We start from the raw sequence: 25,862 nt of genomic DNA, 5'->3' as shown, positions 1-25,862 counted from the left end.
ATGCGAAGCACAGAAGCAGTACACGTGGATCTCCTGATCGACGGTGAGGAGGAAGGTCTTCTCACCGTCGCCCTGAACGCGGGAGAGTTTGGCCTCCAGTGGCACTCGTTGCCAGACGGAGGATTGCGAGCGATGCAAGGTATGCTCACAACGGGAGCTGGCGAGAATCGAGAGTTGATTGTCGGAGAGATACTCGGCGTTCCCCTGCACCTAGTAGGGAGGGAAGGAGTCTTTAGCTTCAAGTCGCTCTCCTCTGACTCCTCAGCCGACTTGTTTCGCTTCGATCTATCACCAGATATGGTAGAATCGCTCATTGCGGCTTTGAGTGACGCTGTAGAGGACTGGGAGGACCGATAGTTGTCGCTTTTCCTTGCACACCGGTACACGCGACGCAGGCCAAGGATCAGGGGCGCTGCGAGCGAAGCCCCGGAGACAAGTCACCGAGGTGGATTCGATCCTGATCAATGGGCGAGCGTGACCTCGTGGCGATGGACAGCGGCATAGGTGGCCCAAACGGCGCGCCAGCGTTTCGAGATGACGAGGGCTCGCAGTGTGAGCGTTCCTCGCAGGCCAGGCACCTCCCAGGACTGCGCGGGGCGCTTGACGCGGCGTTGCATCGTCCAGCAGGTGCTCTCGGTCGCGCCGCTACCAATGGGCAGGTTGGCCGCGTACGACGACGCATAACGCATCAGCGGTTTGCGATGGCGTATGTAGCTGAGCGCGGCCGCGACCGCCGTGCGAGCGGTCGTGTCCCGGCCCGGCAGTCGCTTCGCCCGTTCCAGAAGACCTCGCCAGATCCGCTCGATCGCGTCGTCGTCGCGCAGGAGCTCGCCGCGATACCAGCTCTTCATGTTGAAGGGATCGCCCTCGGGCTCGCAGGCATCCACGACGGCATCGAGGTAGTTGCTCGTCAGGTGCTCGAAGTCGATCGAGGTCCGGACCTTCGCGTCGCTCGGCAGCACTCGAGCCAACGCCTCGGGCAGCGCACGCAGCTCGGGCGCGGCGTCTTGGACCACGTGAACCGGGAGCTGTGGGTGGCTACGGAGGATCCACGCCACGTCCGCCGCGACCCGCTCGGCGAGCTTTCGGACGTCCTCCCCCGCATCGGCTGCGTATCGCCAGGTGTGCAGCTCCTGTCCCTCCGCGTCGTGGATGGTGACGCTGCCCACCCACGCCTTTCGCCAGTGGTGCTCCTTGGGGGGCGGCGGCTTGCGGACGTACTCTGCGAGCCGCCGCTTCGGTCGCGCCGCCTCCGCGAGGTCGGCGTCGAGCTGCTCAGCCATGCGCACCGAGAAGCGATCGAGCCCGCAGCTGATCGAGGCCACTCCCGGCGGGATGGCCTCCACGGCCCTGCTCGCGGCCTCGAGCATGTCGATGTCTTCGACGATGTCGGCGGACATCAGCTTGACGCGCTTTTCGAGCAACGAACGGCTCGGAGGCCGCATCCCGACCACCCTCAGGATGTTCTCGAGCTCGCGGCTGTTCAGGTCCACGCTCAGCTCACCAGCGATGCGGCTTGCCATGGTGACCTCCAGCCCAGCATGATCTCAAACCTCGGAAACCACAACCGGGGAGTCGCCGTCCTCCTGCAACGCGCTGGGGAGCCTACTCAGGATCGGCTCCGCCCCGGGAGGAAGAGTCCAGATGGAAAAACGCGTATCGAGTTCAATTTGGAGGGGCATTTACATATGAACGAGGGACCACATGTTACCATTCGACAGTTTGACGGCAAACGCCACAGCGTAGTGGAGAAGATCTTTATTGAAGGAAAGGAGACACTCCGATGACCTTGCCAAAACCCACCAGCATAACGCCGTCCATGGCCCTCGCCAATCTCGGCCGGATTTTAGGTACGACCCCCTCCGCCCTAACACCGGACTCGATCAGTGATGCCGCGGGCAGCACTCATTGGACATCGATTAACAATTGGGAGCAGTACGAAGACGCAAAACTCGCTATTATGGCGAACTTACTGCCCACGCCATTCAAGGGGAATTTGATGGTCGTGTCTGACCATTCACTCACTAGCAATGGGGGCGGGCTCGCGGTCGCATCGTCGCAACTAAAAGAGCTGGTAGCTGGCCACCTGATACTGTTCGGAGAATGCCTCTTTAACGGAGATGTGATAATTGCGGAACTCGGCGGCAGTCTGATTTGGATGTTTCATCACGAAGGTGCATATACATTATTTGACAGGACACTCTGACCGAAAATGGATTTACGGGAACAGCTGTGACCAATGGCGAAGATCCGCGGGAGGGGCTTCAGGAATTCGAGTTGGTCACGGGCGAGAACGGCCGCGTAGAGAAATTTGAGAGAGCGCCTTGCAACGGTCGCGGTAGGGACGGGCCTTAGCTCGAGGGTTCGGCCCGCCCCCCGCACAGATCCCAGCGAGCGGAACTACCGCACTGGGCTCCTACCTCGGGTGTTGGCGTCGAAGCGGATGGTTGGCCAAGGATGAAGGATCTGAGCTCGCGGCAGCCATCGGCCAGCCAGGTTCTTCATCCGCTCCCAGGTTAGTCGATGCCGCTGGCTTCGGCGCCGAAGCGCTCGCAACCAGAGACGGACGACCTCTCGGCAGAATTGTCCCAGCTTCTCGATGTTGGTCGGCACCGCATAGTACCCGAGGTGACCTCGTAGTACGCGAGCCAGCCATGCTCCTTGAGCGGGTAGCGGATGATGCCGTCGACGCATCAGCTCTCGTCCGATGGCCTTCAGCTTCGCCCGCATGCGCTTGGTCGATGTGTGACGCAACAGCAAGAAACGTCCGCGCCTGGACTTCCCACAGATGTGGATGAAGCCCAGAAACTCGAAGGTCTCTGGCCGTCCCTCCCCTCGGTCTCGACGCTGCGCCGCAGCACACCTGCCGAAGCGAAGCAAGCGAGTCTTGTCGGGGTGCAGTTCCAGTTCGAACGCGTGCAGTCGCGCGCGCAGAGCGTTCTGGAACCGTTTCGCATCCGACTCGCGCTGGAAGCCCACCACGAAGTCGTCGGCATACCGCACGATGATCATCTCACCGACAGCATGACGCTTCCTCCATTGCTGGGCCCAAAGGTCGAGAACGTAGTGAAGGTAGATGTTCGCCAGAAGCGGCGAAATCGTCGCTCCTTGAGGCGTCCCACCCTCGGGGTACGTCATCTCCCCCTGCTCGAGGATGCCGGCTTTGAGCCACTTGCGCAGCAGCCGAACGATCCTCTTGTCCGCGATCCGATGCTCGACGAATTTGATCATCCACTCGTGGTCGATGGCATCGAAGAAACCACGAATGTCCGCGTCGAGCACCCAGTTCACCTTCCTCCGCTGGACTCCAGTAGCCAGGGCATCCAGAGCCTGATGAGGGCTCCGCCCAGGCCGAAACCCGTAGGAGAAGCCGAGGAAGTCGGTCTCGTAGATGGCGTTCAGCACCTCGACCACCGCACGCTGGACGATCTTGTCCTCCAACGACGCGATACCCAGCGGACGCTGCCGCCCGCCAGGCTTCGGGATGTAGACACGCCGAGTCGGCTTCCCTCGGTACGCCCCTCGGTGGAGTCGGTCGAGCAGGTCACGAAGGTTGTCTTCGAGACGCTGCCCGTACTCCGCCCATGTCACGCCGTCGGTGCCGGGAGCCGCCCGCCTACGCAGCGCGTAGTAGGAGGCCCTCAGCCGTTCGAGCGTCACATGATGAAAGAGCGCCGTGAACTTCATCTTCTTGTCTTTCCTCGCCGCCTCCCGCACACGATCGAGCGCACTTGGCGTGCTTCCCCGGCACTGCGTCCGGCGCACGTTTTGCTCGTCCGTGTTCCCCTTGGTCGGTCCCCTTCCCTCCACCACCTCCTCAGCCCTGCGGGCGTCGTTCGGCGGCTTCGTCGGTACTATGGGCCCGTCCGACCTCTCCATCCCGTGCACCACCGGCGTGTGGCCGACGGCCTTCCCGGTGCGGCCCGAGCCACCATCTCGCTCGGGCGGGGTGGAGATCTCCCGGTTCTCGCGCAAAGAGGTTCCGTGCGTGCGAGGGGTCTCCGACCGCGCGGGGTCACCCAACTCCTCGCGCTGACGGCGCTGGGCGTGTGGCCTTCCGCTTTGCTTAACAGCGTCGGCACCCCGAGTTGACCTGATTTCGCGGCTCAATACCCTGCCCGCACGTGCCCCTGTCAACGCTTCGCCTGAGACCTCGCGATCGTCGACGCATGGCTCGGGGTCACCGTGGGTCGCTACTCCTTCGGTGTTGGACTCTTTCATTCCTTCCTCTCTGCCGGTTTATCCCGGCGCACTAAGCACTCGGTGAGGGCATCTGTCGCCGGCTTCGACCCAGGCCGACGATCGGCGGACGCCAACAACCCCGCTCAGCCCCACCAAACTCGTCCAGATCACCGCCAAGCGCCGCTGGTCTCGTCCCGATGCCGCCAAGGTCGTCCAGGCCTGGCGCGACAGCGACCTCAGCCGCCAAGCCTTTTGCGAGCGCTACGACATTGACGAGCAGCGCCTGGCTCGCTGGGCCAAGAACTTCCCGGCGCTGCCTCGACTGGCCGAGCTCGTCGTGGTCGGCGAGCTCCCCATTTCTCAGCGTCGCCCACAACAAGACCACCGCCAACGAAGACGAGTACATCGAGACCCGCAGCGTCCTCGACATCCAAGGCAAGGTCCTCGCCGTCATCGACGCCCGCGGTAACACAGCCGAAGCCCGCACCTACGGCATGCTGGGCCAGTCGCTGCGCGTGACCAGCGTCGACGCCGGAGACCGCTGGCACCTGCGCAACGCCCTGGGCCAGCCCATGCGCACCTGGGACAGCCGAGACCAGCGCTTTTCCTTTTCCTACGACGCCTTGCGCCGGCCCACAGACCGTACCGTCAGCGTCGCCGGCGACAGCTCCGAGAAGTTGCTCGGCCGCATCCTCTACGGCGAGCAGCTCGACACGCCCGCCCTCACCAACCACCGCACCCGCGTCTACCGAGCCTACGACGGCGCCGGCGTGGCCACCACCAACGCCTTCGACTTCAAAGGCCACCCCACCTCCGAGCAGCGCCAGCTCGTCTCCCAAAAAACCTCTCAGCCCGACTGGAGCCCGCTGCTCGGCACCAGTACAATTCCCGCCATGGCCACCGCCGCCGCCCCACTGCTCGACGCCGAGACATTCTCGGCCAGCAGCACCCGCGACGCCCTCGGCCGCACCCTCACCGCCCTCTCCCCAGACGGCAGCGAAGTCACCTACGGCTACGACGAAGGCGGCCACCTCACCCGCGTAGACCTCCGCCACCGCGGCGGCCCCACCCTCGACACCATCGTCGGCGACATCGCCTACGACGCCAAGGGCCAGCGCGAACAGGTGATCCACGGCTCGACGTCGAGCCCGACGATGACGACGAGCTACCGGTACGACCCGCAGACGTACCGGCTGGCGCACCTGTCGACTCTCCGCGAGAGCGACGATACGTCGCTGCAAAGGCTGTATTACCACTACGACCCGGTGGGGAATGTCACCGACATCCGGGACACGGCGCAGCAGACGGTCTACTTCCAAAACAGCGTGGTCGAGGCAGCGAACAGTTACACCTACGACGCGATGTACCGGCTGATCGAGGCGACCGGGCGCGAGCACTCGACGCAGGGGACGAACCAGCGGACGGACGTGCAGATCTCGAGCGGACCCCAGCCAATGACGAGTGATCCGTCGGCAATGCGGCGGTACACGCAAACGTACAGCTACGACAGCGTCGGCAACATCCTGAAGATCAAGCACATTCCGGCGTCAGGGACGGGGTGGACGCGGCGCTATGAGTACGACGAGTACGGCAACCGACTCGAGGCCAACTCGGCGCCGGGGGATCCGGCGAATGGACCGTACACGCACACGTACTCGTACGATGCGCACGGGAGCATGACCTCGATGCCCCATCTGTCGAGCATGGTGTGGAACCATGACGACGAACTGCGGGAGGTGACGGTTGGGAGCGAGACGGTCTGCTTTCAGTACGCGGGAGGGATCCGGAGCCGGAAGTACACCCAGAAAACGGGAACGACGACGGAAGAGCGCATCTACCTGGGACCGTTCGAACTCTACCGCAAGCGGGTGAACGGGGTGCTGGACGTGGAGCGAGAGTCGCTGCACATCAGCGACGGGAGCGGACGGATCTGCCTCGTGGAGACGAAGACCGTCGATGGTGGGTCTGCCGTGGGGAGCCCGGTGGGGATCTGGCGATACCAGCTGGGGAATCACCTGGGGTCGGCGTGCGCGGAGGTGGATGGGTCTGGGGCGGTGATCTCGTACGAGGAGTACCATCCGTATGGGACGAGCGCGTATCGGGCGGTGGACTCGAGCGTGGACGTGTCGACGAAGCGGTACCGGTATACGGGGATGGAGCAGGACGAGGAGACGGGGCTGGCGTATCACTCGGCGCGGTACTATGTGCCGTGGCTGGGGCGGTGGGCAGCGGCGGATCCGATTGGGCTGGGAGATGGCCCGAATCGTTATGGGTATGCAGGAGAACGCCCTACCAGCGTCGCCGACCCAAATGGAAACGCACCACCAAAAAAGACTGGTTGGAGAACCTACCAAGTTGGCGTCGACAGCCCCCTGGGCCGACAACAAGAAGATACCAGGGCTCTGGAACGCGACTTGCAGAGTGAACGCGCGATTCTATCAGAGTTGGAGCGCAGCGGAGCGACAGAGACCGAAGTCGAGGAACTGCGGGCAGTCGTAGCGGACCTCGAAAAAGCCGCATTCATCAATCGTGCCGTACTCGATCTGGCTGCGGGGGATCAGTCTGCGGCGGAACGCGTAAGTAAATCAGGCATCTCGCTCACCCTAAGGTATGATATCGGACGACGTGCATTGTCGCTCCAGAACCAGCAGGCAAAATATGAATTAGAGAGCGACCAAAAGGCAAAGGCCTCTCGAGTCTATCTGACTGCCGGTGGCCAATTTACAGAATCGGAGCTACATGCTCAAGAGTTTCAACGTGAGGCGGCTGTCGTCACTGGCCCATTTGCGGGTGCGGTGACCTTTGGCGTTACCGGCAACGTTGAACTCGCGGAGGCTGTCAACAGTGTCGGAGGGGCCTTCTCGGTCATGGCTCCTGGAATACGCCAGCCACTGGGAGGAGGTCCCCGGAGTCAACGCCCAGCGACGCCCTCACCACGGAAACCGCCGACCGCTCAAAGACCGACGCCCAAACCCGTACGAAGCAACGTTTCATCCGCCGCAGGGGGGGGGAGGACCAAAGGCGCTGCCAGCATTGTCAGTGTCAACGGAAGCCGAGTTTCTTGCCAACGCAACGCAGGTAGGTAAGGGAGGGGTCTCTCCCGTCGGCAGGGCAATCCAAAAGCACGGACAAAGGGAGGTAACCTTCTTCGAGAGCGCAGGCGGAAACGCCCAGAAGAACGCGGCGATAGGAGAAGAGTTCCTGAACAACTTGTTTGCAAACCCCGCGAAAACGGTGACGCGACGAACCCACAAAGTACACGGGCCAGTGGTCGACATTCGACTGCCAAACGGAGCAGGAGCGCAGTTCACTGAGGGTGGACGCTTCGTGGGCCTTCTGGAGCGCTTCACAAGGAGGTAGACACAATGACTTGGAAAGCAGACCTGACGAACGACCCTGCCAACGACTACGAACTCTGCATCGACATCTGGAATGGAGAGGAACACTTTGCGCGAGTCGAGAAGGATAGCGAAGGCGAGCTTGCTCTCCGGGTATTCGCTGACACTAGCGACACGGTGGTACCAGTGGGCTGGCTATGCGACGTTCTCTCTCGGGCTCAGCAGGAGATCAAGTAGTCACATAATGTGGCCACAATAGGCGAGATAGGCACTCGCCTCACGGGCCGGGTGAGGTAGTTATCGATGATCCAGGTGGGAGCTTGCCGCCCATCCCACCGGAGGCCATACACATCATCCGCGTCGTGGCTGGCTGATCGAGCTCGGTGCTCGAGCTCGGGCAGGGCGGTGCCACAGCCTCCGTGCGCTCGCGTTCGCAAGACGCCCTCACCGAGTGCTTACGCGCCAGAGGACTTGAAGGGTCCCAGGCGCCGGACCGCCGGTTGCTGACGAGGCGCGAGGAGGGAGTTTGTCGGGCACAAATGACTGACGAGCAACGAAGTCAGCGGCCGGTGCTCCAAGTGTCGACGATGGCAGACATCCGCGGGAATCCGAGCGCGAGCCTGCGCGTAGTGCGGGGCTCGAGCCCGGGCTTCGTCGACTTTCTTGGACTCTCGCCAGACCCCCAGTAAGGCGCAGCGGTCAACCAAAGCAGAAGGCCGGGACAGCAATTCCCGACCTCCAAAAGGCTGCCGAGCAAGCAGCCGTGGTGTCAACCGAGGCCGGGTGTGCCCGACCCAGACGCCGCTGTCCAATTTTTGGCTGACGGACAGGAGCACCCGTCCCCGCGCCGAATTCCGAGAGCGCCCGCCAGTTCAACTGCGGTCGATGTCGCCAGCTCGTCGTTCTGTGTCGCCGCTGCGATCACGGCAACGTCTACTGTGGCCGAGCCTGCTCGACCCTCGCCCGACGCGAGTCGAGGCGGGCGAGCAACGCCCGGTACCAACGAAGCCGCCGAGGCCGTCGGCTCCACGCGGCCCGACAGGCCCGCTATCGGGCTCGAAAGTCGAAAGTGACGGACCACCGTAGCGACGACGGCCTCGTCGCTCGCAGGGTCGAGGTCGCCGCAGACGAGGACGTCGCGGCCGAAGACCATGACCCGACGATACGACCCCGACGACCACGACCCCGCTGCACTCACTGTGGCCGACCAACGAGCGGCTGGCTGCGCCACGAGTACCTGGCCCGCGGCCGAGCTCGAGGCCGCGCCCGACCGCCACCGCGACGACGCTGACGGAGCCTGGTCATGAGGCGGGTCAGCGCGGAGCTCGAGGCCGAGATCCTGCGTCTACGCGCGGCCGAGCGCTGGCCCGTGGGCACGATCGCGACCCAACTCGGAGTCCACCACGGCGTCGTCCGCCGGGTCCTCGACCAGGCTGGGATCCCCGCGCCGCGCGAGTCTCCGCGGCCGTCGATCGTCGACCCCTACATGCCCTTCATCCGCGCGACCCTCGAGCGCTACCCCAAGCTGACCGCGAGCCGCCTGCACCAGATGGTCAAGGCCCGCGGCTACACCGGCTGCGAGTCGCACTTTCGTCGCCTCGTCGCCCAGGTCCGCCCGCGACCCAAGGCCGAGGCCTACGCGCGCCTGACCTTCCTGCCCGGCGAGCAGGCCCAGGTCGACTGGGGCCACTTCGGCAAGGTCGTCGTCGGCCGGGTGATCAGCGTCAATTATTTTTTCCGATTGGCGACGATTATTCCTGCCGGTGCGAGACTTGCGCGTCCCCGTGCACGGCGACCTCGCGCGCGGGGTAGTTGTCGTTCGGGCAGTTGTCGCAGCCCGGTGTAGTTGTCGTCGGGCGTCAGCCCTTCTTGCGCCCCTTGGCCTTCTCGGTCCGGTAGCTGGACACGTTGAATTCCAGGATCACCGAGTGGTGCACGAGCCGGTCGATCGCGGCCGAGGTCGCCATCTTGTTGTTGAAGATCCGGTCCCACTCGCTGAAGACCAGGTTGCTCGTCAGCGCCGTCGAGCGTCGCTCGTAGCGCTCGGCCAGCAGGGTGAAGAGGACCTCGGCCTCCTCGGCCGACTGCTTGACGTAGCCGATGTCGTCGAGGATCACGAGCTCGAAGTTGTCGAGCCGACGCAGCTTCCGGGGCAGCTCCAGATCTCGCTTGGCCGCGAGCAGCTCCTGGATCAGCGAGTAGGTCGGCGTCCACAGCACCGAGCGGCCCTGCTCGACGAGGGCGTGGCCGAGGGCCGCGAGGGCGTGGCTCTTGCCGACGCCGGGCAGGCCGAAGGCCAGCACGTTGATCGCCTCGTCGAGGAAGTCGCCGGCTTGCAGCTCGCGGAGCTTGCGGACCACCGGTCGCGGCAGCCGCTTGTCGTCGAGGGTCTCGAAGGTCTTGCCGACGCTGAGCTTCGAGGCCCGGCGCAGGCGAGCGACTCGGCGAGCGTGGCGGGCCTCGGCCTCGAGGTCCAGGACCTCGGCGATCGTCGCCAGCGCTGGCTCGTGGCCGTCGGTGACCAGGCGCGGGACCAGCTCCTCGGCCGCGGTCGTCAGCTTGAAGCTGCGCAGCAGCGTGGTGATCTGCTCGGCGTGGGCGGGGGGTCGAGGGTTCACGCCGCACCTCCGAGCAGCTCGTCGTAGACGCCCAGATCGGGCTCGCCGACCTCGAGCTGCGGGACCTCGGACTCCGTGGGCTGGACCCGCTGCTTGACCGTCGCGTAGTCGAAGGGCGCGCCGGCCTCGAGCAGCTGCGCGAGTTCGGCCTCGACCGTCGACTCCATCGTCATCGCCGCGAGGTGCAAGATCCTCACGTAGTCGACGTGGCCGCGCCCGGGTCGAGCGCGCTCGAGCGCGTCGTAGGCCCGGCGGAAGATCAGCGAGGGGTACAGCTCCTCGCGGAAGCAGTAGTTGGGGAAGGCCCCGGGCTTGCGCACCAAGGAGGCGATCACGTGGCGGTAGTCGATGCGGTGCGCGCCTTCGCCTCGCAGCCGCGGGAAGGTCTCGACCACCTCACCGCCGTAGCGCAGCTCGACCTCGTTGGCGTGCAGCCGGACCTCGACCTGGTGGCCGATCAGCTGCGAAGGCACCGAGTAGATCCGCCCCCGCACCTTGATCGTGCTCCAGCGCCGGACCTTCGGCGTCTCGGTCGTGTAGGTCGGCACCGGCTTGATCGGCAGCGGCCTCAGCAAGGGGCTCTCGAGCTCGAGCTTCGCCGTGACGTGCTGGTTGTGCTCGCGCTCGAGGGTCTGCTGGACGAAGCGCTCGTAATCCTCGACGCTGGCGAAGTCCCGGCTGCCCCGCAAGATCAGCGCCTGCTTCAGCAGCTTTTTGGTTCGCCGATGCCGGACCTCGACCGCGCCGTTTTCGTGCGACTTGCCCACGTTGATGCGCCGGACCGTCTCGATGCCCAGATGCGTGCACGCGTCCGCGAAGCGCTTGTTGAGGCTCCGGCCCCGCGCCTTCTTCAGCTCGTGCGTCGCCGCCGACATGTTGTCGAGAGTCAGCTTTCGCGGCACCCCGCCCAGGGCCCACAGTGCCCGCTGGAGCCCCTCGACCAGCGCCTCGTAGCTCTCCGACAGCGCCACGCAGGCCCAGGTCCACGCGCTCGCGACCAGGACCAGCTCGAAGAGCAGGTGGCGGAAGGGCTCGCCCGCGATCGTCACCTGCAGCTCGTTGCAGTTGGTGAAGTCCAGCGCCGCTTCCTCGCCGGGCGGGTGCTCTTGCTGGAAGTAGACCTCCTTGTCTGGTCCGTGCAGCGCTCGCCAGTCCCGGACCCGCCGCTGCATCGTCCGCAGCTGGCCCTGGTTGAAGCGCTCGGGCTTCTCCTCGATCAGCTGCTTCAGCAGCGTCTTGGCTTCGAGCTCGCCCTCCTTGTCCCGCTCGAGCAGCGGGACGATCTTCTCCTCCCACACCCCCTCGAAGGGATCCTTGCGCGTCCGCCAGTGCCGCGGCTCCTTGGTCTGCGAGGGCAGTGGCCCGCTCTGCCACTTCCGCGCCGACCTCACGCTCATTCCCGCCGCCGCTGCTGCGGCCTGCTGTGTCTTGCCTTGGTTCATCTTGCTCCGTAGCAGCCGTACTTGCTCGTCCGTGACCACGTGGGGGCTCCTGCTCCCCAGCGTCCCACGCGCGTTCTGGCTGGCTCGGACCGGCAGGTTTAGTTGTCGTCGACCGGCAAAAGTTATTGTCGTCGATCAGCCAGCTTCTTGCGCGGTCACGTCGACGCCTTCGAGCACTTCGGGGGGGTGCCCCGCGAGCTGCTCTACGACAACTTGAAGAGCGCCGTGACCGAGCGCCTCGGCGACGCGATCCGCTTCAACCCGACCTTGCTCGAGCTCGCGAGTCACTACCGCTTCGGCCCTCGCGCGGCGGCTCCAGCCCGCGGCAACGAGAAGGGCCGAGTCGAGCGCAGCATTCGCTACATTCGGGACAGCTTCTTCGCCGCCCGCGACTTCATCGACCTCGACACCCTCAACGCACAAGCCCTCGAATGGTGCACGACCGTCGCCGACGCGCGACCGTGGCCGGGTGAGCGAGGCGCAGGTAAGTCCGTCGCCGAGGCCTTCGCCGCCGACGAGCGCGAGGCCCTGCTGGCCCTGCCCGATGACCGCTTCGAGAGCCAAGAGCACGTCGGGGTCCGGGTCGGCAAGACGCCCTACGTCCGCTTCGACAACAACGACTACTCGGTCCCGCACACGGCCGTGCGCACGACCTTGACCGTGCTCGCCAGCGTCGAGCGGGTCCGCATCGTCGACGGCCACGAGCTCCTCGCCGAGCACGCGCGCAGCTACGACAAGGGCCAGCGCATCGAGGACGCCGCTCACGTCGAGGCCCTCGCCGAGGTCAAGCAGCGCGCCCGAGCCCGCCGCGGCATGGGTCGGCTGCAGGCGGCGACGCCGGCCGCGGATCTGCTCTTGCGCCGGGCGGCCGAGCGCGGCCTCAACCTCGGCGGGGTGACCTCCCAGCTGCTGACTTTGCTCGACGAGTACGGCCCGGCCGAACTCGAGGCTGCCCTCGTCGAGATCAACGCCCGGGAGGTCGTCCACGTCCCCGCCGTCCGCCAGCTGCTCGAGCAGCGTCGCCACGCCGCCGGCCGCCGCCCGCGGACCCCCGTCGAGCTCCCCGACCCCAAGCTGCGCGACCTCGCCGTCCGCCCCCACGACCTGTCCACCTACGACTTCACCAGCGACTCCGACGAGCCCAATGATGACTGACGACGAACTCGAGCAGCTGCGCAAGCGCGCGGCCAAGCTGCGCCTGTACGGCCTCCTGGCCGCCTGGGACGCCCTCGGGCGCGAGCCTTGGGTCGCCAAGCTCCTCGACCTCGAGGAGCGCGAGCGGGCTCAGCGAAGCCGCGAGTACCGGATCAAGTCGGCCAAGATCGGCGCCTTCAAGCCGATCGTCGACTTCGACTGGAAGCACCCCAGCAAGATCGACCGCGCCCTCGTCGAGGAGCTCTTCGACTTCGACTTCCTGACCGAGCCCGCCAACGTCGTCTTGCTCGGGCCCAACGGCGTCGGCAAGACCATGATCGCCCAAAACCTCGCCTACGAGGCCGCCTTGCGCGGACACTCCGTCCGCTTTTGCGTCGCCGCCGACTTGCTCAACGACCTGTCCGGTCTCGACGGCGCCACGCTTCGCACCCGGGTCAAGCGCTACGTCGCGCCCAAGCTCCTCGTCCTCGATGAGGTCGGCTACCTGCGCTACGACGACCGCCACGCCGACCTGCTCTACGAGGTCGTCCGCCGCCGCTACGAGCGCGGTGTGCCGATCGTCGTGACGACCAACAAGGCCTTCTCCGAGTGGAACCAGGTCTTCGAGAGCGCCGCTTGTCTGGTCACCTTGATCGACCGCCTGTGCCATCGCGCTGAGATCATCGAGATCCGCGGTGCCTCGTACCGCGTCAAGGAGAGCAAGGCCCGCTCGACTCGAAAGCGTAAGGCCCGGCGTAAGCGCTGACTCCAACTCCGGCCGCGCTTTGAGAGAGTCGAAATCCCGCGCTCGAAATCCCGCGGTTCTTTGCGATCGTCTACACCAAGCCTGGGGCCCTTCAAGTCCTCTGGCGCGCACACTAGCGGAGTCCCTAGCTCAGCCAAGACCTTGATGGACATCACCTTCGAGGTTCCTTTTGCCCGGAGCATCGTCAGGATGGCGTTCCTTGGCTCGCCCGCTCCGTGCATCTTTCGCGCTTCTTCGATTGCTGTTGAGTCGTTCATAGTCGCCCTAGAGCTTTGAAAGGTCGACCACTACTCACGGGGCTCCTGTGGGAACCAGGTCAGTTCGTCTAGAGACCCGTTCACGATGGTCTCGATCACCTTGGGCTTCTCGAACATTTTCGAGAGAATGGTCAACAACCTGTGGACATCGAACTCGGGGTCCACCTCGGTGACTTTTTCGTCCATTAGCGCGGTCTTCATCCCGAAACTCAGGAAGGCGCGCTTGCGAGGGTCTTCGACCTCGCTGATCAATGCTGATGCTTCTTCGTATTTTCCGGCCATCACAGTCCTTTTAGCGCGGAGTAGATGGGCTGGAGTTTGCCGCCCGCGCCGACGCCGAACTCGCTCCCGATCTTGGTAACGTTGCCCCGGAACAGAGCACCTGAGGGGCACACTACCAGCGCTTCGCCGAACTCACCGGCAAAGATGTGGGCTCCGTCAGCGCCGGCAGATCGAGCGGCCGACCAACTTCCACCACTGAGCTTGTTGATCTGACCCGCCATACCTTCGAACGTGGCGGCTTTGTCTGCGGCCGATCCACCCATTTGCTTCAGGTGCCCAACTGCTTGCCCGAGCATCTCACGGTTTGAGCCCTTTGTAATCGTTGGTAGTGCCCGAGCTCCCCCCTCTGCGGCAGACGAAGCACTGTTACCCCTGTTAGCTTGGGCGCCCTCACCATCGGGGAGCGTGCTCTTCTTGGGGGCGTCTGGGGCAGGAGTCCTCTTGCGAACGGAGTTTTTTGCGAGATCCCCGCCGGCGTCAATGACATCGTCGCCGAGACGAGCCGCGAAAGCAAAATTTCCGATGAGGCCAAAAGCTGGTATGACGGCAGCTGTTGAGAGTCCAGCTGCGACCCAGTCGCCTCGAGTCGCTGAGATGCCGGCATTTGTGATGTCGAGCACCATTGCGATAGGCTCACCAAACACCGTCAACTCGGAGGCGACTGAGGCTGCGTCGAGTTCGAGTTGGAGGATGTCGAGTTCGTTGTTCCTCGTGTCCGAACTCGAATTGACCGAAGTCATCATGTTGTTGGCGCTAACGAGGGCCTTGGCTGTGGCTTGGGCGAGCGCGTGTTCTGTTTGTGCTTTGAGTTGCCTGAGTTGGCCGAGGGCGATGTCTTGCTCGAGCAAGGCGATCTGGGCTTGTTCCGCGGCCTGGAAGTCTCCTGTGGATAATGCCTGTGCAATGGCTTGCTCGAGGTGATGGTGATTGGACTCCAGCTGGCGGATCTGACCTTGTACTTGTGCAAAGTGCTCCGCGAGGGTCTGGCAGCCTTCCAGATCTGAGAGTGAGACTGGCGAGGAGGTTGCGTACTGATAGCGGTTGGGGCCGGAGGAGAGGCCGATGGGATCTGCAGCCGTCCATCGCCCGAGCCAAGGCACGTAGTAGCGCGCCGTGTGATACGCGAGCCCCGTCTCCTCGTCGCGCTCCATGCCGGTATAGCGGTAGCGTTTGGGGCTGACGTCGATGGCAGCGTCGAGGGCACGGTAGGCGCTTGTCCCGTAGGGGTGGTACTCCTCGTAGGAGATGACCTGGCCGGCGCGGGTGAGCTCGATGGCCGCAGAGCCGAGGTGGTTGCCGAGCTGGTAGCGCCAGATGGGGAGGGGGTCTTGGATGGCGGCGCCGTCGGAGATGGTCTTGGTCTCGATGAGGCAGATGCGGCCTGTGCCGTCGCTGACGTGCAAGCTCTCGCGCTCGAGGTCGAGGTCTCCGTTGACGCGCTTGCGGTAGAGCTCGAAGGGGCCGAGGTAGATGCGCTCTTCGGTGGTGGCGCCGGCGTGCTGGGTATATTTGCGGGCGCGGCTGCTTCCTGCGTACTGGAAGTGGACGGTCGTGGTGCCGGCGGTGGCTTGCTCGAGCTGGTCGTCGTGGTTCCACAGCATCGCGGCCAGGTGCGGCATGGTGGTCATGCTGCCGTGGGCGTCGTGGGTGTAGGCGTGGGTGTAGACGTTCTGAGCGTCGCCGGGGGCGGAGGAGGCGAGGAGGCGGTTGCCGTCTTCGGCGTACTGGTAGCGCCGGGTCCAGCCAGTGCCCGTGCTGGGGATGTGCTGGAGGGCGAGGATGTTGCCGACGACGTCGTAGGTGAAGCGCTGGGTGTAGCGCCGCATCGCCGACGGGTCCGAGGTCATCGGCTGGGGGCCGACGGGGAGCTGGTCGTGGGAGCGCTGGGCGGAGCCGTCGCTGGCGTGCTCGCGGCCGGTGGCCTCGATGAGGCGGTAGAGGGCGTCGTAGGTGTAGGTGTTGGCGGCTTCGACGACGGTGTTCTGAAAGTAGAGGGTCTGCTGGGCGGCGTCGCGGACGTCGGTGAGGTTGCCGGCGGGGTCGTAGTGGTAGTGGAGCGACTGGAGCAGGGCCTGGTCGCTGGTGCGCGTGGTGGTCAGGCGCTGTAGACGAAAGGTGAGGGGGTCGTAGGTGTAGGCGGTGGTCGAGGTGGGGGCATCGATGGGGCCGTGGGTGATGGACTGGCGCTGGCCCTTGGCGTCGTAGGCGATGTCGCCGACGAGGGACTCGACGGTGGGGCCGCCGCGGTGGCGGAGGTCTACGCGGGTGAGAAGGCCGCCTTCGTCGTAGCCGTAGGCGACCTCGCTGCCGTCTGGGGAGACAGCGGTGAGGGTGCGGCCGAGGGCGTCGCGGGTGCTGCTGGCCGAGAAGACCTCGGCGTCGAGCAGTGGGGCGGCGGCGTTGGCCATGGCGGGAATTGTACTGGTGCCGAGCAGCGGGCTCCAGTCGGGCTGAGCGGTTTTTTGGGAGACGAGCTGGCGCTGCTCGGAGGTGGGGTGGCCTTTGAAGTCGAAGGCGTCGGTGGTGGCCACGCCGGCGCCGTCGTAGGCCCGGTAGACGCGGGTGCGGTGGTTGGTGAGGGCGGGCGTGTCGAGCTGCTCGCCGTAGAGGATGCGGCCGAGCAACTTCTCGGAGCTGTCGCCAGCGACGCTGACGGTACGGTCTGTGGGCCGGCGCAAGGCGTCGTAGGAGAAGGAAAAGCGCTGGTCTCGGCTGTCCCAGACGCGCATGGGCTGGCCCAGGGCGTTGCGCAGGTGCCAGCGGTCTCCGGCGTCGACGCTGGTCACGCGCAGCGACTGGCCCAGCATGCCGTAGGTGCGGGCTTCGGCTGTGTTACCGCGGGCGTCGATGACGGCGAGGACTTTGCCTTGGATGTCGAGGACGCTGCGGGTCTCGATGTACTCGTCTTCGTTGGTGGTGGTCTTGTTGTGGGCGACGCTGAGAAATGGGGAGCTCGCCGACCACGACGACCTCGGCCAGTCGAGGCAGCGCCGGGAAGTTCTTGGCCCAGCGAGCCAGGCGCTGCTCGTCAATGTCGTAGCGCTCGCAAAAGGCTTGGCGGCTGAGGTCGCTGTCGCGCCAGGCCTGGACGACCTTGGCGGCATCGGGACGAGACCAGCGGCGCTTGGCGGTGATCTGGACGAGTTTGGTGGGGGGGAGCGGGGTTGCTGGCGTCCGCCGCTCGTCGGCCTGGGTCGAAGCCGGCGACAGATGCCCTCACCGAGTGCTTACGTTGCAAGGCGCTCTCTCAAATTTCTCTAGGCGGCCGTTCTCGCCCGTGACCAACCCAAATTCCAGAAGCCCCTGCTTACTTTGCTCGGAATCTGGCCGGAGGCGTCGTCGTCGAACATCAAACGAGAAACGGCCCCAATCGTCCGCATGCAGGCATCTGGAGCCGCTCGTCAGATTTGACGGTGCTCAGGTTACAAGAGCCGGACGGTCCCCCTTGTCTCTTGGGCCCGTGGGGCATGTGCCGAATCAATCCGTCGACGGAGACAACGCCCACGCAAGAAAAACATCCAGGAGTTCATGAAGGTTTTTGGCCCTCCAAAGCCGACAAAGCGCCCTCCATCAAGATGGACGCGAATCCAGTCTTCTGAAGAGTAGGTGCGCTGCTCGAGCCAGCGGGTGCTCGGGTCTTGGTGGGTCTCGCGGGCCCTCGACTTTGCCCAGTTGGGTTTTCCTGTGGTGACCCAGGAAAAGAGGTCGTACTCGAAGGTGGCGGTGGGGTCCTCGAGGGTGTCGCCGTCGCTGTCGCCTGCCTTGCCCATCACGGCGCTGGCGATGACGAAGCCGCGGATGTCGAAGGCGACCTGGCTGCGGTTGCCGTTGGGGTCCGTGAGCTGCCAGGGCGCGAGCAGGCGGTAGTCGTGGGCGGCGGTGAGGGTGTTGCCGAGCGGGTCCGTGCTGCTGAGGGTCAGCAGGGCGTGGGCGTCGTAGGTGGTGGTGTAGACGTTTTCAAAGGGATCTTCGACGGCGGTGACCTGAAAGAACTTGTCTGGGGCGTAGGTGGGGTGGCCGCTGCGAAGCCACCAGTCGCCTTCTTGGTGCATCCCGCAGTCACCGAGAGATCTCCGCGGCCACCGGCCTGTCGAAAGGCTCGGTCAGCACCTACCTGCGCCGAGCTCGTGAGGCCGGCCTCGACTGGGAGAGCGCCCGCGAGCTCAGCGAGAGCGAGCTCGAGGCGCGTCTGTTCAAGACCCCAGGTCGCAACCTCCCGGTCGACCGCGTGCCGATCGATCACGCGTGGGTCCACCGAGAGATGCGCAAGAAGGGTGTCCCCCTTCAGCTGCTGTGGGTCGAGTACCGCGAGGCCTCGCTGAGCGATCCCCAGCAGCTGCGCCCTTATCAGTACAGCCAGTTCTGCGAGCGGCATGCAAAATTTCGCGAGCAGGTCGACGCGTCGATGCGCCAGGAACATCGTGCGGGCGAAAAGACCTTCGTCGACTACTCCGGGATGAAGCCGATGCTCGCCGACCGCGAGACCGGCGAGGTGATCGAGGTCGAGCTCTTCGTCGCCGTACTCGGCGCAAGCAACTACACCTACGCCAAGGCGACGCTGACCCAGCAGCGCGACGTGTTCATCGCCTCGATGGCCCGCACCTTCGAGTAGGTCGCCGACGACCGCCGCGACAGGCGAGCGTAGCGTCGGCCTCCGACCTCGACCACGTCGGCCTCCGAGACAGACTCGCGCAAGTCGTCGTCCTCACGCTGCCACAGCACGTCTCGCATCAGCTCCGCCTCCAGATCACGCCGCTGCTCGAAGGTCGCATCTGGCCCGAGCTGCTCGTCGACCTTCTGCTTGATCATCGCCGCGAGCTTCCGCACCAGCTCACTGTTCGGCTTCTTGGGCTGCTTCTTGGGCTTTTTCCGGCTTGCTATGGTGACCTCCAGCCCAGCATGATCTCAAACCTCGGAAACCACAACCGGGGAGTCGCCGTCCTCCTGCAACGCGCTGGGGAGCCTACTCAGGATCGGCTCCGCCCCAATTACGGCCGAAGAGGCGCGGAACCATTTTCTGACAGAGGTCGAGTCATGGGTTCGAACGGAGTTCGGTCTCGGGTGGGACCTCAAACGTGACTGGGTAACGCACGAAATCGAAACCGCTGTGGATGCGGCGATGCTGCCGCGCAATCCGGGGACTGATCTCTGACGGGTGTAGATCTCAGATCATCATCGAAGTTCCAGAAGAGTGCAACGCGATCGGCGAGGTCATGCGCGAGGTCGGCAGTTGGATGACGCGAGCAGTCCGCAAGGCCAAGAGTCGGCAGCGGCACCGTCGAGGCGACGTGCAAGACGGTCGTCTCGGTCCGCATGAACGAGCGGAGGCGCGCTGGAAAGAAGATAGGGGGCGACATGTGCTGCTCCTGCGCGTGCTCGCCCAGAGCGATGCTTGGCCGGTCATACGCGACGTCGCGCTGCGGCACCGGGCTCCCACCGTCTCTCTGCGGGAGGCAGCCTGATCAATCTCGCGGCCACCCCCTTCCAGCGAGTGTGCGCTACAGAGGACTCGAGGGGTCTCAGGGCCCCCCGTCGGGCCCCTGAAGCGAGCCCACGGCCGCCCCCGTCCCGCCGGGCTCGTCGACGCGCACCTTCTGGTAACCCACGGCCACCCCCTCCTTCGCAAAGGCCCGCGCGATCATCTCCATCACCCGCGAGCGCGTGTCGAAGAACCCGCCGCGGTTCGAGGCCCAGACCAAGAAGCGCACGTGGATCGCCGAGTCGCCCAGGCGATCGACCCAGATGATCGGCTCGGGCTCCTGGAGCAGGGCCGGCTCCTCGAGGGCGATGCGACGCAGCAGGGCACGCACGCGGTCGAGGTCCTCGTCGTAGGCCACGCGCAGGTCGATGTCGATGCGGCGGATCGGGTTGCGGCTGAGGTTGACGATCTCCGACTTGATCAGCGTCTCGTTGGGCACGCGCACGTAGAGGTTGTCGAAGGTGCGCAGCTTGACGGAGAGCAGGTCGACGGAGAGCACTTCGCCGGTGGTCTCGCCGACGACGATGGCGTCGCCCACGGAGAAGGGGCGCTCGCCGAGCAAGAACACGCCCGAGATCACGTTGGAGGCGGAGGTCTGCGAGGCGAAGCCCAGGGCCACGGAGAGGATGCCGGCGGCGCCCAGGAGCACGCTGGGGCTGACCCCGAGGGTGTCGAGGACGGCCAGGACCGTGAGCACCAAGATGGCGTAGAAGACGAAGCGCCGGGTGATCATCACGCCCTGGGCGCTGCCGCGGCGCGCGGCCAGGCGCGCGGCGGTGCCCGAGAGCAGGCGCCCGAGCAGCAAGCCGGCGACGATCAACAGCGCGATCTGGACGCCGATCGCCAGCAGGTCCGTGGCCTTGACGTCGAGCAGCTCCGCGAGCCACTCGGCGGCGCTCCCCTTGATCTTGATGGCGCCGACCTTCATGGCATCAACCCGCGAAAGGCCGCGGCCAGGACCCTGCCGACGGCGTTGGAGGAGCGGTCTTCACGGGGGTCCGAGACCCGCGTGGTCGAGCCGGCGCCGGCCGGTGGGGCCACGCCGAATTTGGCCGGCGCGTTGCCGGAGGGGTCGTAGTTGACGGTCGCAACTTCGGTCCACAGCGCGTCCTGCTCGTCGACGAAGATCGACATCTGCGGGAGCGGCAGGGCGATCCGCTCGATCCGCAGCGGCTCTCGGTGCGCGTTGTTGATCTCGAGGCAGGTCGCCACTCGCGGGCCGAGGACGGCCACGCCTTCGAGGGCGAGGCGAGCCAGGGTGCGGGTCGCGTAGCACAGCCGACCCTCGAGGGTGTTCTCGCCCAGCCAGGTGCTGGACGGGCGCCAGGTCGGGATCTCGGCGAAGGTGAGCAGCGGCTCCCCCGCGGCGAGCTCGACCCACACGGGCGTGGCGACGTAGACGGTGGTCCGCTGGCCGGCGGGGATGATCACCGGGGTCTCGGGGCGGGTGACCATGGCCCGATCTGCGACCCGCGGTGTCAGGCGCAGGCGATTGTTCTCGCCAGCGACCAGGAAGCGCCGACGCTCCAGGTCTTCTGGAGGGCCCTCGGCGCAGGGCTCGGCGACGACCACCTGGGGCTCGAGGGGGTCCTCGGACCAACGACTGACGACCTGCCACTCCCCACGCAGACGCGTGATCCACAGCTCTAGGGGGCCTATCTGCCAGCGCCGACAGCCCTCTTCGAATTCGAAATCTCCCCACCACTGGGTCATGCCGGGCGCCACCGTGAACCGGAATTGGTCGCCTTGCAAGACCAGCGCTCGGCGTGGCGGTCAGGCGGCGTGCAGACGCATGCGCTCGCGGGTGGCCACGCGCGCGCGGTGCAGGCGTGTCTTGACCGCGGGGACGGAGAGCCCGAGCTGACCCGCGACCTCCGCGGCCGAGAAGCCCTCGAGGTCGCGGCGCAAGAGCACCTCGCGGTCGACCGCAGGCAGGGCCCCGATCGCGGCGAGCAGGGCCTCGCGCAGCTCGCCGTCGACGATGCGCTCGTAGGGGTCGAGGCTCTCACCGGGCAGACCTTCGAAGCGCTCGCCGAGGTCGACCCGCATGTGCGCGGCCTTGGCTTCGACGGAGCGGCCGCGACGACGACGGCCGCAGTAGGTGCGGGCGATGGTGTAGGCCCAGGTCAACAGGCTCGAGTCGCCACGAAAGCGCTCGATGTTGATGGCGATGCCCATGAGCGTGTCTTGCAGGACCTCGGCCGCCTCTTCTTCGTTGCGACACATCCGGCGACAGATCGCCTGGAGGCGCGGCCGGTGCTGACGCAGGAGCTCGTCGAGGGCCTGACGATCTCCGAGGCGCGCGGCGGCGAGCAGCTCGTCCTCGTTGCGAGCCGAGCGAGCGACGCAGACCCGAGCGTGGCGAGGGCCGGAGGCGGAGATACAGACGGGAGCGAGGTCCACGTGTCTGCCAGTAGCAAGCTCCGCTCCCGCCCTCGACGCCTAAAAAACAGTGTAATTTCATGGACTTTTTGGGTGCCCGGGGAGAAGCAGAGGCCTGGCATCCGATCCATCGGATCTCCAACCTCCGATCGGAGCCCTCGTCCCCTCGCCGCCCGGCTGGGCTCAGACTCTCAGCCCCCCGCCGGCCCCTCGTCTTGCCCAGCCGCAGCGGGCTGCTCGCTCCCCTGCCCCTCGGCCTGCTCGGCCTCGATGCGCTCCCGCTCGGCCCGCTCGGCCCGCTCGTGGGTCTCGGGTCGCGGCGCCTGGGGCCGAAAGAGCACGAAGGACAGGTCGTCGGGCTTGCAGGGGATCTCGGGCTCGGGGTCGAGCCCGGCCATGCGCCCGCGCAGGCGACCGAGCAGCTGCTCGGCGGTGGCGTAGGGCTCGCCCGCCCGGACGAGCTCGATGATCTCGTCGTGATAGAGGTTGTCGAACACCCCGTCGCTCCCGAGCAGCACCGTGTCGCGGGCGGCCAGCTGGATGCCGGAGGTGGCGGCCATGTGCATGCCCTCCATGCCGAGGACGTTGGACAGCAGGTGGCGCTCGTCGTGGAGCAGGGCCTCGGCCTCGCCGAGCAGGCCCGACTCGCGGGCGTAGCCGACCGGCGAGTGCGGGATGGTGCGCAGCTTGAGCTTGCCGCGCTGGCCCACGACCAGCAGCTCCGAGTCGCCCACGGTGTAGCAGCGCAGCTCGCCGCGGTGGATCGTGGCCACCACCAAGGTCGTGGCCAGGGAGCCGGCGCGGGCGACGAGGCGGGAGTTGGCGCGCTCGATGGCGGCCATGACCGGCTCGCGCAGGTCGGCTGGTGGCGCCTCGCCCTCGGGGCCCGGCGCGAGCTCGCCGATCTCCTCGAGCGCCGAGGCGATCGTCAGCAAGGCCGTGCGCGCGGCCTCGTCCCCGCGGCCGTGTCCCCCGACCCCGTCGGCGACGGCGAGCACCGCCGCCTCCGGGCCGAGGTCGAAGATCGCCACGCCGTCCTCGTTGAGGCGGTCGGCGGGGACCGGCGAGGGGGCCGTGTACGCGATCGCCGTGCCCCCCGCGACGGGCACGAGCACCGGCACCCGCAGATCATCGCGGAGGAACAGATGCGCCCGCACGGCTCAGCTCTTCTTGGTCCGGCGCTCTGTCGCGTAGCGCAGCGCCTTGCGCTTGACCGGCTTGAAGGCGCGGTACATCGCCACCGCGTCACGAAAGCGCTTGCGGGTCTCGACCTCGAGGGCCCGACGAACGAACTCGCGCAGGTCGGGGTGCAGCACCTTGAGCCGCTCCTTGCCCTCGGTTGGCCACTCGAACGGCCACTGCGGGAGCTTGCCCGTGAGCAGCTGGTGGATCACCAGCCCGGCCGAGAACACGTCGGAGCGGGCCGAGGGCTTGCCCATGGCCTGCTCCGGCGCCATGTAGCCCACGGAGCCGGACGCCGAGGCGTTGATGGTCTTGCGCGCGAACTTGGCGATGCCGAAGTCCGCCAGGCGCAGGCGCCCCTCGGGGAAGAGGATCATGTTGTCGGGCTTGATGTCGCAGTGGATGATCCCGCGCTCGTGGGCGTGGGCGAGGCCGGCGAGCATCTGGTCGATGTAGTCGAGGCGGCGCTCGAGGGTCATCCGCTTGCTCATGCGATCGTCGAGGCTCTGCTCGCCGAGGGGCTGGACGATCGCAAACACGTCGCCGAGGAAGTCGGCGTTCTTGATCGGCAAGATGTTTGGGTGCTCGAGCTTGGCGGTGATCCGCACCTCGCGACGGAAGTCGTCGAGCTGCTCGGGTTTGACCGATCCGCCGAGGGGGATCTTGAGCGCCACCGAGATGCCCTCGATGGTGTCGTAGGCTTCGTAGACGTCGCCGAAGCCCCCACGGGCCACGCGTCGCTTGAGCCTGTACTTGCCGAGGCGTTGTCCGACACGAACCATGATCTCTCGCAGGGTCTCTCAGCTCTCGCCGTCGCGGAAGTCTTCTTTACGCAGGCCGTGGCGCTTCATCTTCTCGAAGAGAGAGCGCTCGGCGATCCCGGCCCGGCGCGCGCTGGCACCGATCCGGCCCCCGCTGGCCCGCAACAAGCCCTCGAGGTAGGCCCGCTCCCCGGCCCGCAGCAGCTGCTCGCGGACCTCCTTCCACGGGCGCTCGAGCCAGGCCGGGGGCAGAGCCAGGCCCAGGGCCGAGCCGGTCGGCTCGACCGGTGCGGCTGGCCCAAGCGGCCGTGTTGGCCCGGTTGGAGCGCAAAACGAGGCGGAGGGAGCGAGCATCGCTGCGGCGGGGGTCTCGGTGCCGGCGATCGCCGCCGGCAGGTCTCCCAGGGTGAGCCTGTCGTGGACGGATAGCAAGACCGCGCGCTCGATCACGTTGACCAGCTCACGGACGTTTCCCGGCCAGGCGTAGGCCTGCAGGGCCGCCATGGCCTCGGGCCGCGGCTCCCCCATTCGCCGACCCAGACGCTCGGCGAAGCGGACCACGTAGCGGCGGACGAGCGGCTCGATGTCCTCGCGCCGCGCTCTGAGGGGCGGGATCTCGAGCTCCACGACGCTCAGGCGATAGTAGAGATCTCGGCGGAAGGCCCCGGCCTCGACCTCGCTGCGCAGATCACGATTCGTGGCGGCGACCACCCGGACATCGATGACCAGCTCACGGTCGGCCCCGAGTGGGCGAATCGATCCGTCTTGTAGCGCGCGCAATAGCTTGGCCTGGAGCGGCAGGGGGACGTCGCCGATCTCGTCGAGGAAGAGGGTGCCGCCGTGGGCGAGTTCGAAGTGGCCGCGGCGGACCCGCTGGGCCCCGGTGAAGGCGCCCCGCTCGTGGCCAAAGAGCTCGCTCTCGAACAGCTCGCCAGGGATCGCCGCGCAGTTGACGGCGACGAAGGGGCCGCGGCTGCGGGGGCTCCACTCGTGGAGCAGCTGAGCGACCCGCTCCTTGCCGACGCCCGTCTCCCCCAGGAGGAGCACCGGCGAGTCGGCCCTGGCCACGCGCTGCGCCGTGCCCAACAGCTCGCGCATGGCCGCGCTCGCCGAGATCATCGGCGGGGGCTGGCTCGCCCCGACCCGGGTCGCCCGGTGCTGCGCGATGACCTCGTCGCGGCGCCGCTCGATCAAGGTGGCGAGGGCCTCGGACAGGCCGGCGTCGGACAGGCCGATCCACAGCACCACGAGGGCCCCCGCCGCCAGCAGGGCCGCGTGGGCCCGCGGGTCGTCATCGGGGTGCAGCAAGATCATCCCAGTCCGCTCGGGCAGGCTGGCGAGCGCGTCGGCGAGGGCTCCGGTGAGCACGTCCTCGTCTTCGCTGGAGACCTCGGTGAGCACGAGATCCTGTGGCTCGCTGCGCAGGCTCTCGACGAGGTCTGCGCCGGCGTCGAGCTCGCTGACGATCACCGCCGCGAAGCGCCGACGGTCGACGCGATCACGCACGCGCGACCGCGTCGACATGAGCTCCCGAGCGCGCTCGCGCAGCGCTCGATCACGGATGTGGATCCCGGCGCGGACGAGCATGGAGACCCCGGAGGAACGGGCGCCTCGATGGTATCGCGGGCGAGGCTGCGCGCTCCGCCGGTCGCAGACGGTCTCTCGGACAAAAAATTTTAGTCATGTAATTTCAGTAACTTAGCCCCAAAACTGGTGTTCCAGGAGGTGCCCCGGGGCCGAGCTGAACCCTTTTTCCAGCGCACGGCTCCAAGCCCCCGACCATGAAACTCCTCCGCGTACTCGTCTGTGCCCCCCTGCTCTTCTCCCTCGTCGCGCTGAGCGGCTGCGACAAGAAGAGCGAAGACAAAAAAGCCGAAGACAAGAAGGCCGAAGACAAGAAGGTCGAAGACAAGAAGGCCGAGCCCGCTGCCGAGCCCGAGCCCGAGCCCGAGCCCGCTGTCGAAGAGCCCGCCGCCGACGAAGAAGAGCCCGCCGACGGCGAGCCCGCCGCCGACGACGAAGAGCCCGTCGAGTAGTCG

23 protein-coding genes are annotated in these 25,862 nt (G+C 66.2%); 9 read left to right on the top strand and 14 right to left on the bottom strand.

Translation table 11 applies throughout. The annotated features are described in order from the left end of the window. A complete protein-coding gene (locus G6O69_RS19145) occupies positions 1-357 on the top strand; it encodes a hypothetical protein (RefSeq protein WP_172304954.1) in 357 nt (118 codons plus the stop codon). Between the two features lie 104 nt (positions 358-461). On the opposite strand, the gene G6O69_RS19140 is transcribed toward G6O69_RS19145, so the two are convergent. Beyond that, positions 462-1,523: a hypothetical protein gene (locus tag G6O69_RS19140; protein ID WP_172304953.1), complete on the bottom strand. Its 1,062-nt coding sequence runs from the start codon at positions 1,521-1,523 to the stop codon at positions 462-464. 260 nt (positions 1,524-1,783) lie between these two features. On the opposite strand from G6O69_RS19140, the gene G6O69_RS19135 reads away from it, so the two are divergent. Further along, positions 1,784-2,206 carry a hypothetical protein gene (locus tag G6O69_RS19135; RefSeq protein WP_172304951.1) on the top strand — a complete coding sequence of 141 codons (423 nt, stop codon included), beginning with the start codon at positions 1,784-1,786 and terminating at the stop codon, positions 2,204-2,206. Between the two features lie 194 nt (positions 2,207-2,400). Here the strand turns inward: G6O69_RS19135 and ltrA are convergent, their stop codons facing one another. Next, positions 2,401-4,221, bottom strand: a complete 1,821-nt coding sequence (gene ltrA / locus G6O69_RS19130) for a group II intron reverse transcriptase/maturase (protein ID WP_172304950.1) — start codon at positions 4,219-4,221, stop codon at positions 2,401-2,403. A gap of 230 nt (positions 4,222-4,451) precedes the next feature. On the opposite strand from ltrA, the gene G6O69_RS19125 reads away from it, so the two are divergent. The 3 genes from G6O69_RS19125 (at position 4,452) to G6O69_RS19115 (ending at position 9,366) form a co-directional block, all read left to right on the top strand. Further along, a complete protein-coding gene (locus G6O69_RS19125; RefSeq protein WP_172304949.1) occupies positions 4,452-7,268 on the top strand; it encodes an RHS repeat-associated core domain-containing protein in 2,817 nt (938 codons plus the stop codon). 1,403 nt (positions 7,269-8,671) lie between these two features. After that, on the top strand, positions 8,672-8,827 hold the full coding sequence (locus tag G6O69_RS19120) for a hypothetical protein (RefSeq protein ID WP_172304948.1): 156 nt from the start codon (positions 8,672-8,674) through the stop codon (positions 8,825-8,827). Further along, positions 8,824-9,366: a hypothetical protein gene (locus G6O69_RS19115; protein WP_172304947.1), complete on the top strand. Its 543-nt coding sequence runs from the start codon at positions 8,824-8,826 to the stop codon at positions 9,364-9,366. The genes G6O69_RS19120 and G6O69_RS19115 overlap by 4 nt, the downstream gene beginning before the upstream one ends. 13 nt (positions 9,367-9,379) lie before the next feature. Here G6O69_RS19115 and istB read toward each other — a convergent pair whose 3' ends face one another. Both istB and istA read right to left on the bottom strand, forming a co-directional pair. Next, the gene (gene istB, locus G6O69_RS19110) at positions 9,380-10,138 is read right to left on the bottom strand and encodes an IS21-like element helper ATPase IstB (RefSeq protein ID WP_172301660.1); all 759 of its coding nucleotides are present in this window, start codon (positions 10,136-10,138) and stop codon (positions 9,380-9,382) included. Beyond that, positions 10,135-11,580, bottom strand: coding sequence for an IS21 family transposase (istA, locus tag G6O69_RS19105; RefSeq protein WP_172301650.1), 1,446 nt, complete (start codon positions 11,578-11,580; stop codon positions 10,135-10,137). Before istA ends, istB begins: the two co-directional genes overlap by 4 nt. A gap of 147 nt (positions 11,581-11,727) precedes the next feature. On the opposite strand from istA, the gene G6O69_RS19100 reads away from it, so the two are divergent. Continuing rightward, positions 11,728-12,735: a DDE-type integrase/transposase/recombinase gene (locus tag G6O69_RS19100; RefSeq protein WP_172304946.1), complete on the top strand. Its 1,008-nt coding sequence runs from the start codon at positions 11,728-11,730 to the stop codon at positions 12,733-12,735. Next, positions 12,728-13,480: an ATP-binding protein gene (locus G6O69_RS19095; RefSeq protein WP_172308270.1), complete on the top strand. Its 753-nt coding sequence runs from the start codon at positions 12,728-12,730 to the stop codon at positions 13,478-13,480. Before G6O69_RS19100 ends, G6O69_RS19095 begins: the two co-directional genes overlap by 8 nt. A 287-nt stretch (positions 13,481-13,767) precedes the next feature. On the opposite strand, the gene G6O69_RS19090 is transcribed toward G6O69_RS19095, so the two are convergent. The 3 genes from G6O69_RS19090 to G6O69_RS19080 all read right to left on the bottom strand — a co-directional run bounded on the left by G6O69_RS19090 (position 13,768) and on the right by G6O69_RS19080 (position 18,071). Further along, positions 13,768-14,019 carry a hypothetical protein gene (locus G6O69_RS19090; RefSeq protein ID WP_172304945.1) on the bottom strand — a complete coding sequence of 84 codons (252 nt, stop codon included), beginning with the start codon at positions 14,017-14,019 and terminating at the stop codon, positions 13,768-13,770. After that, positions 14,019-17,051 carry an RHS repeat-associated core domain-containing protein gene (locus G6O69_RS19085; RefSeq protein WP_172304944.1) on the bottom strand — a complete coding sequence of 1,011 codons (3,033 nt, stop codon included), beginning with the start codon at positions 17,049-17,051 and terminating at the stop codon, positions 14,019-14,021. Before G6O69_RS19085 ends, G6O69_RS19090 begins: the two co-directional genes overlap by 1 nt. A 390-nt stretch (positions 17,052-17,441) precedes the next feature. Continuing rightward, the gene (locus G6O69_RS19080; RefSeq protein WP_172304943.1) at positions 17,442-18,071 is read right to left on the bottom strand and encodes a hypothetical protein; all 630 of its coding nucleotides are present in this window, start codon (positions 18,069-18,071) and stop codon (positions 17,442-17,444) included. A gap of 176 nt (positions 18,072-18,247) precedes the next feature. On the opposite strand from G6O69_RS19080, the gene G6O69_RS40330 reads away from it, so the two are divergent. Continuing rightward, complete coding sequence (locus G6O69_RS40330; RefSeq protein WP_255215817.1) at positions 18,248-18,631, top strand: hypothetical protein; 384 nt, start codon at positions 18,248-18,250, stop codon at positions 18,629-18,631. Here G6O69_RS40330 and G6O69_RS19070 read toward each other — a convergent pair. The 7 genes from G6O69_RS19070 to G6O69_RS19040 form a co-directional block, all read right to left on the bottom strand. Next, positions 18,562-18,828: a hypothetical protein gene (locus G6O69_RS19070; protein WP_172304942.1), complete on the bottom strand. Its 267-nt coding sequence runs from the start codon at positions 18,826-18,828 to the stop codon at positions 18,562-18,564. The genes G6O69_RS40330 and G6O69_RS19070 overlap by 70 nt on opposite strands. 710 nt (positions 18,829-19,538) lie before the next feature. Continuing rightward, positions 19,539-20,426 carry a mechanosensitive ion channel family protein gene (locus G6O69_RS19065; protein WP_172304941.1) on the bottom strand — a complete coding sequence of 296 codons (888 nt, stop codon included), beginning with the start codon at positions 20,424-20,426 and terminating at the stop codon, positions 19,539-19,541. Next, positions 20,423-21,250 (bottom strand): hypothetical protein, encoded by an 828-nt coding sequence (locus G6O69_RS19060; protein ID WP_176396955.1) that lies wholly within the window; start codon positions 21,248-21,250, stop codon positions 20,423-20,425. Before G6O69_RS19060 ends, G6O69_RS19065 begins: the two co-directional genes overlap by 4 nt. Positions 21,251-21,271: 21 nt before the next feature. Continuing rightward, positions 21,272-21,901: an RNA polymerase sigma factor gene (locus tag G6O69_RS19055; RefSeq protein ID WP_172304939.1), complete on the bottom strand. Its 630-nt coding sequence runs from the start codon at positions 21,899-21,901 to the stop codon at positions 21,272-21,274. Between the two features lie 170 nt (positions 21,902-22,071). Continuing rightward, complete coding sequence (locus G6O69_RS19050) at positions 22,072-23,037, bottom strand: protein phosphatase 2C domain-containing protein (protein ID WP_172304938.1); 966 nt, start codon at positions 23,035-23,037, stop codon at positions 22,072-22,074. A gap of 3 nt (positions 23,038-23,040) precedes the next feature. Beyond that, positions 23,041-23,844, bottom strand: coding sequence for a serine/threonine-protein kinase (locus G6O69_RS19045; protein WP_172304937.1), 804 nt, complete (start codon positions 23,842-23,844; stop codon positions 23,041-23,043). Between the two features lie 18 nt (positions 23,845-23,862). Then, the gene (locus G6O69_RS19040; RefSeq protein WP_172304936.1) at positions 23,863-25,410 is read right to left on the bottom strand and encodes a sigma-54 dependent transcriptional regulator; all 1,548 of its coding nucleotides are present in this window, start codon (positions 25,408-25,410) and stop codon (positions 23,863-23,865) included. A 194-nt stretch (positions 25,411-25,604) separates the two neighbouring features. Between G6O69_RS19040 and G6O69_RS19035 the strand changes: the two genes are divergently transcribed. Then, entirely contained in the window at positions 25,605-25,859 is a 255-nt protein-coding gene (locus G6O69_RS19035; RefSeq protein WP_172304934.1) for a hypothetical protein, read from the top strand. Positions 25,860-25,862 lie beyond the last annotated feature (3 nt).

Source organism: Pseudenhygromyxa sp. WMMC2535, assembly GCF_011083025.2.
Note: the sequence above shows the minus strand (reverse complement) of the source record. Positions and strands in the feature narration are given on the sequence as shown.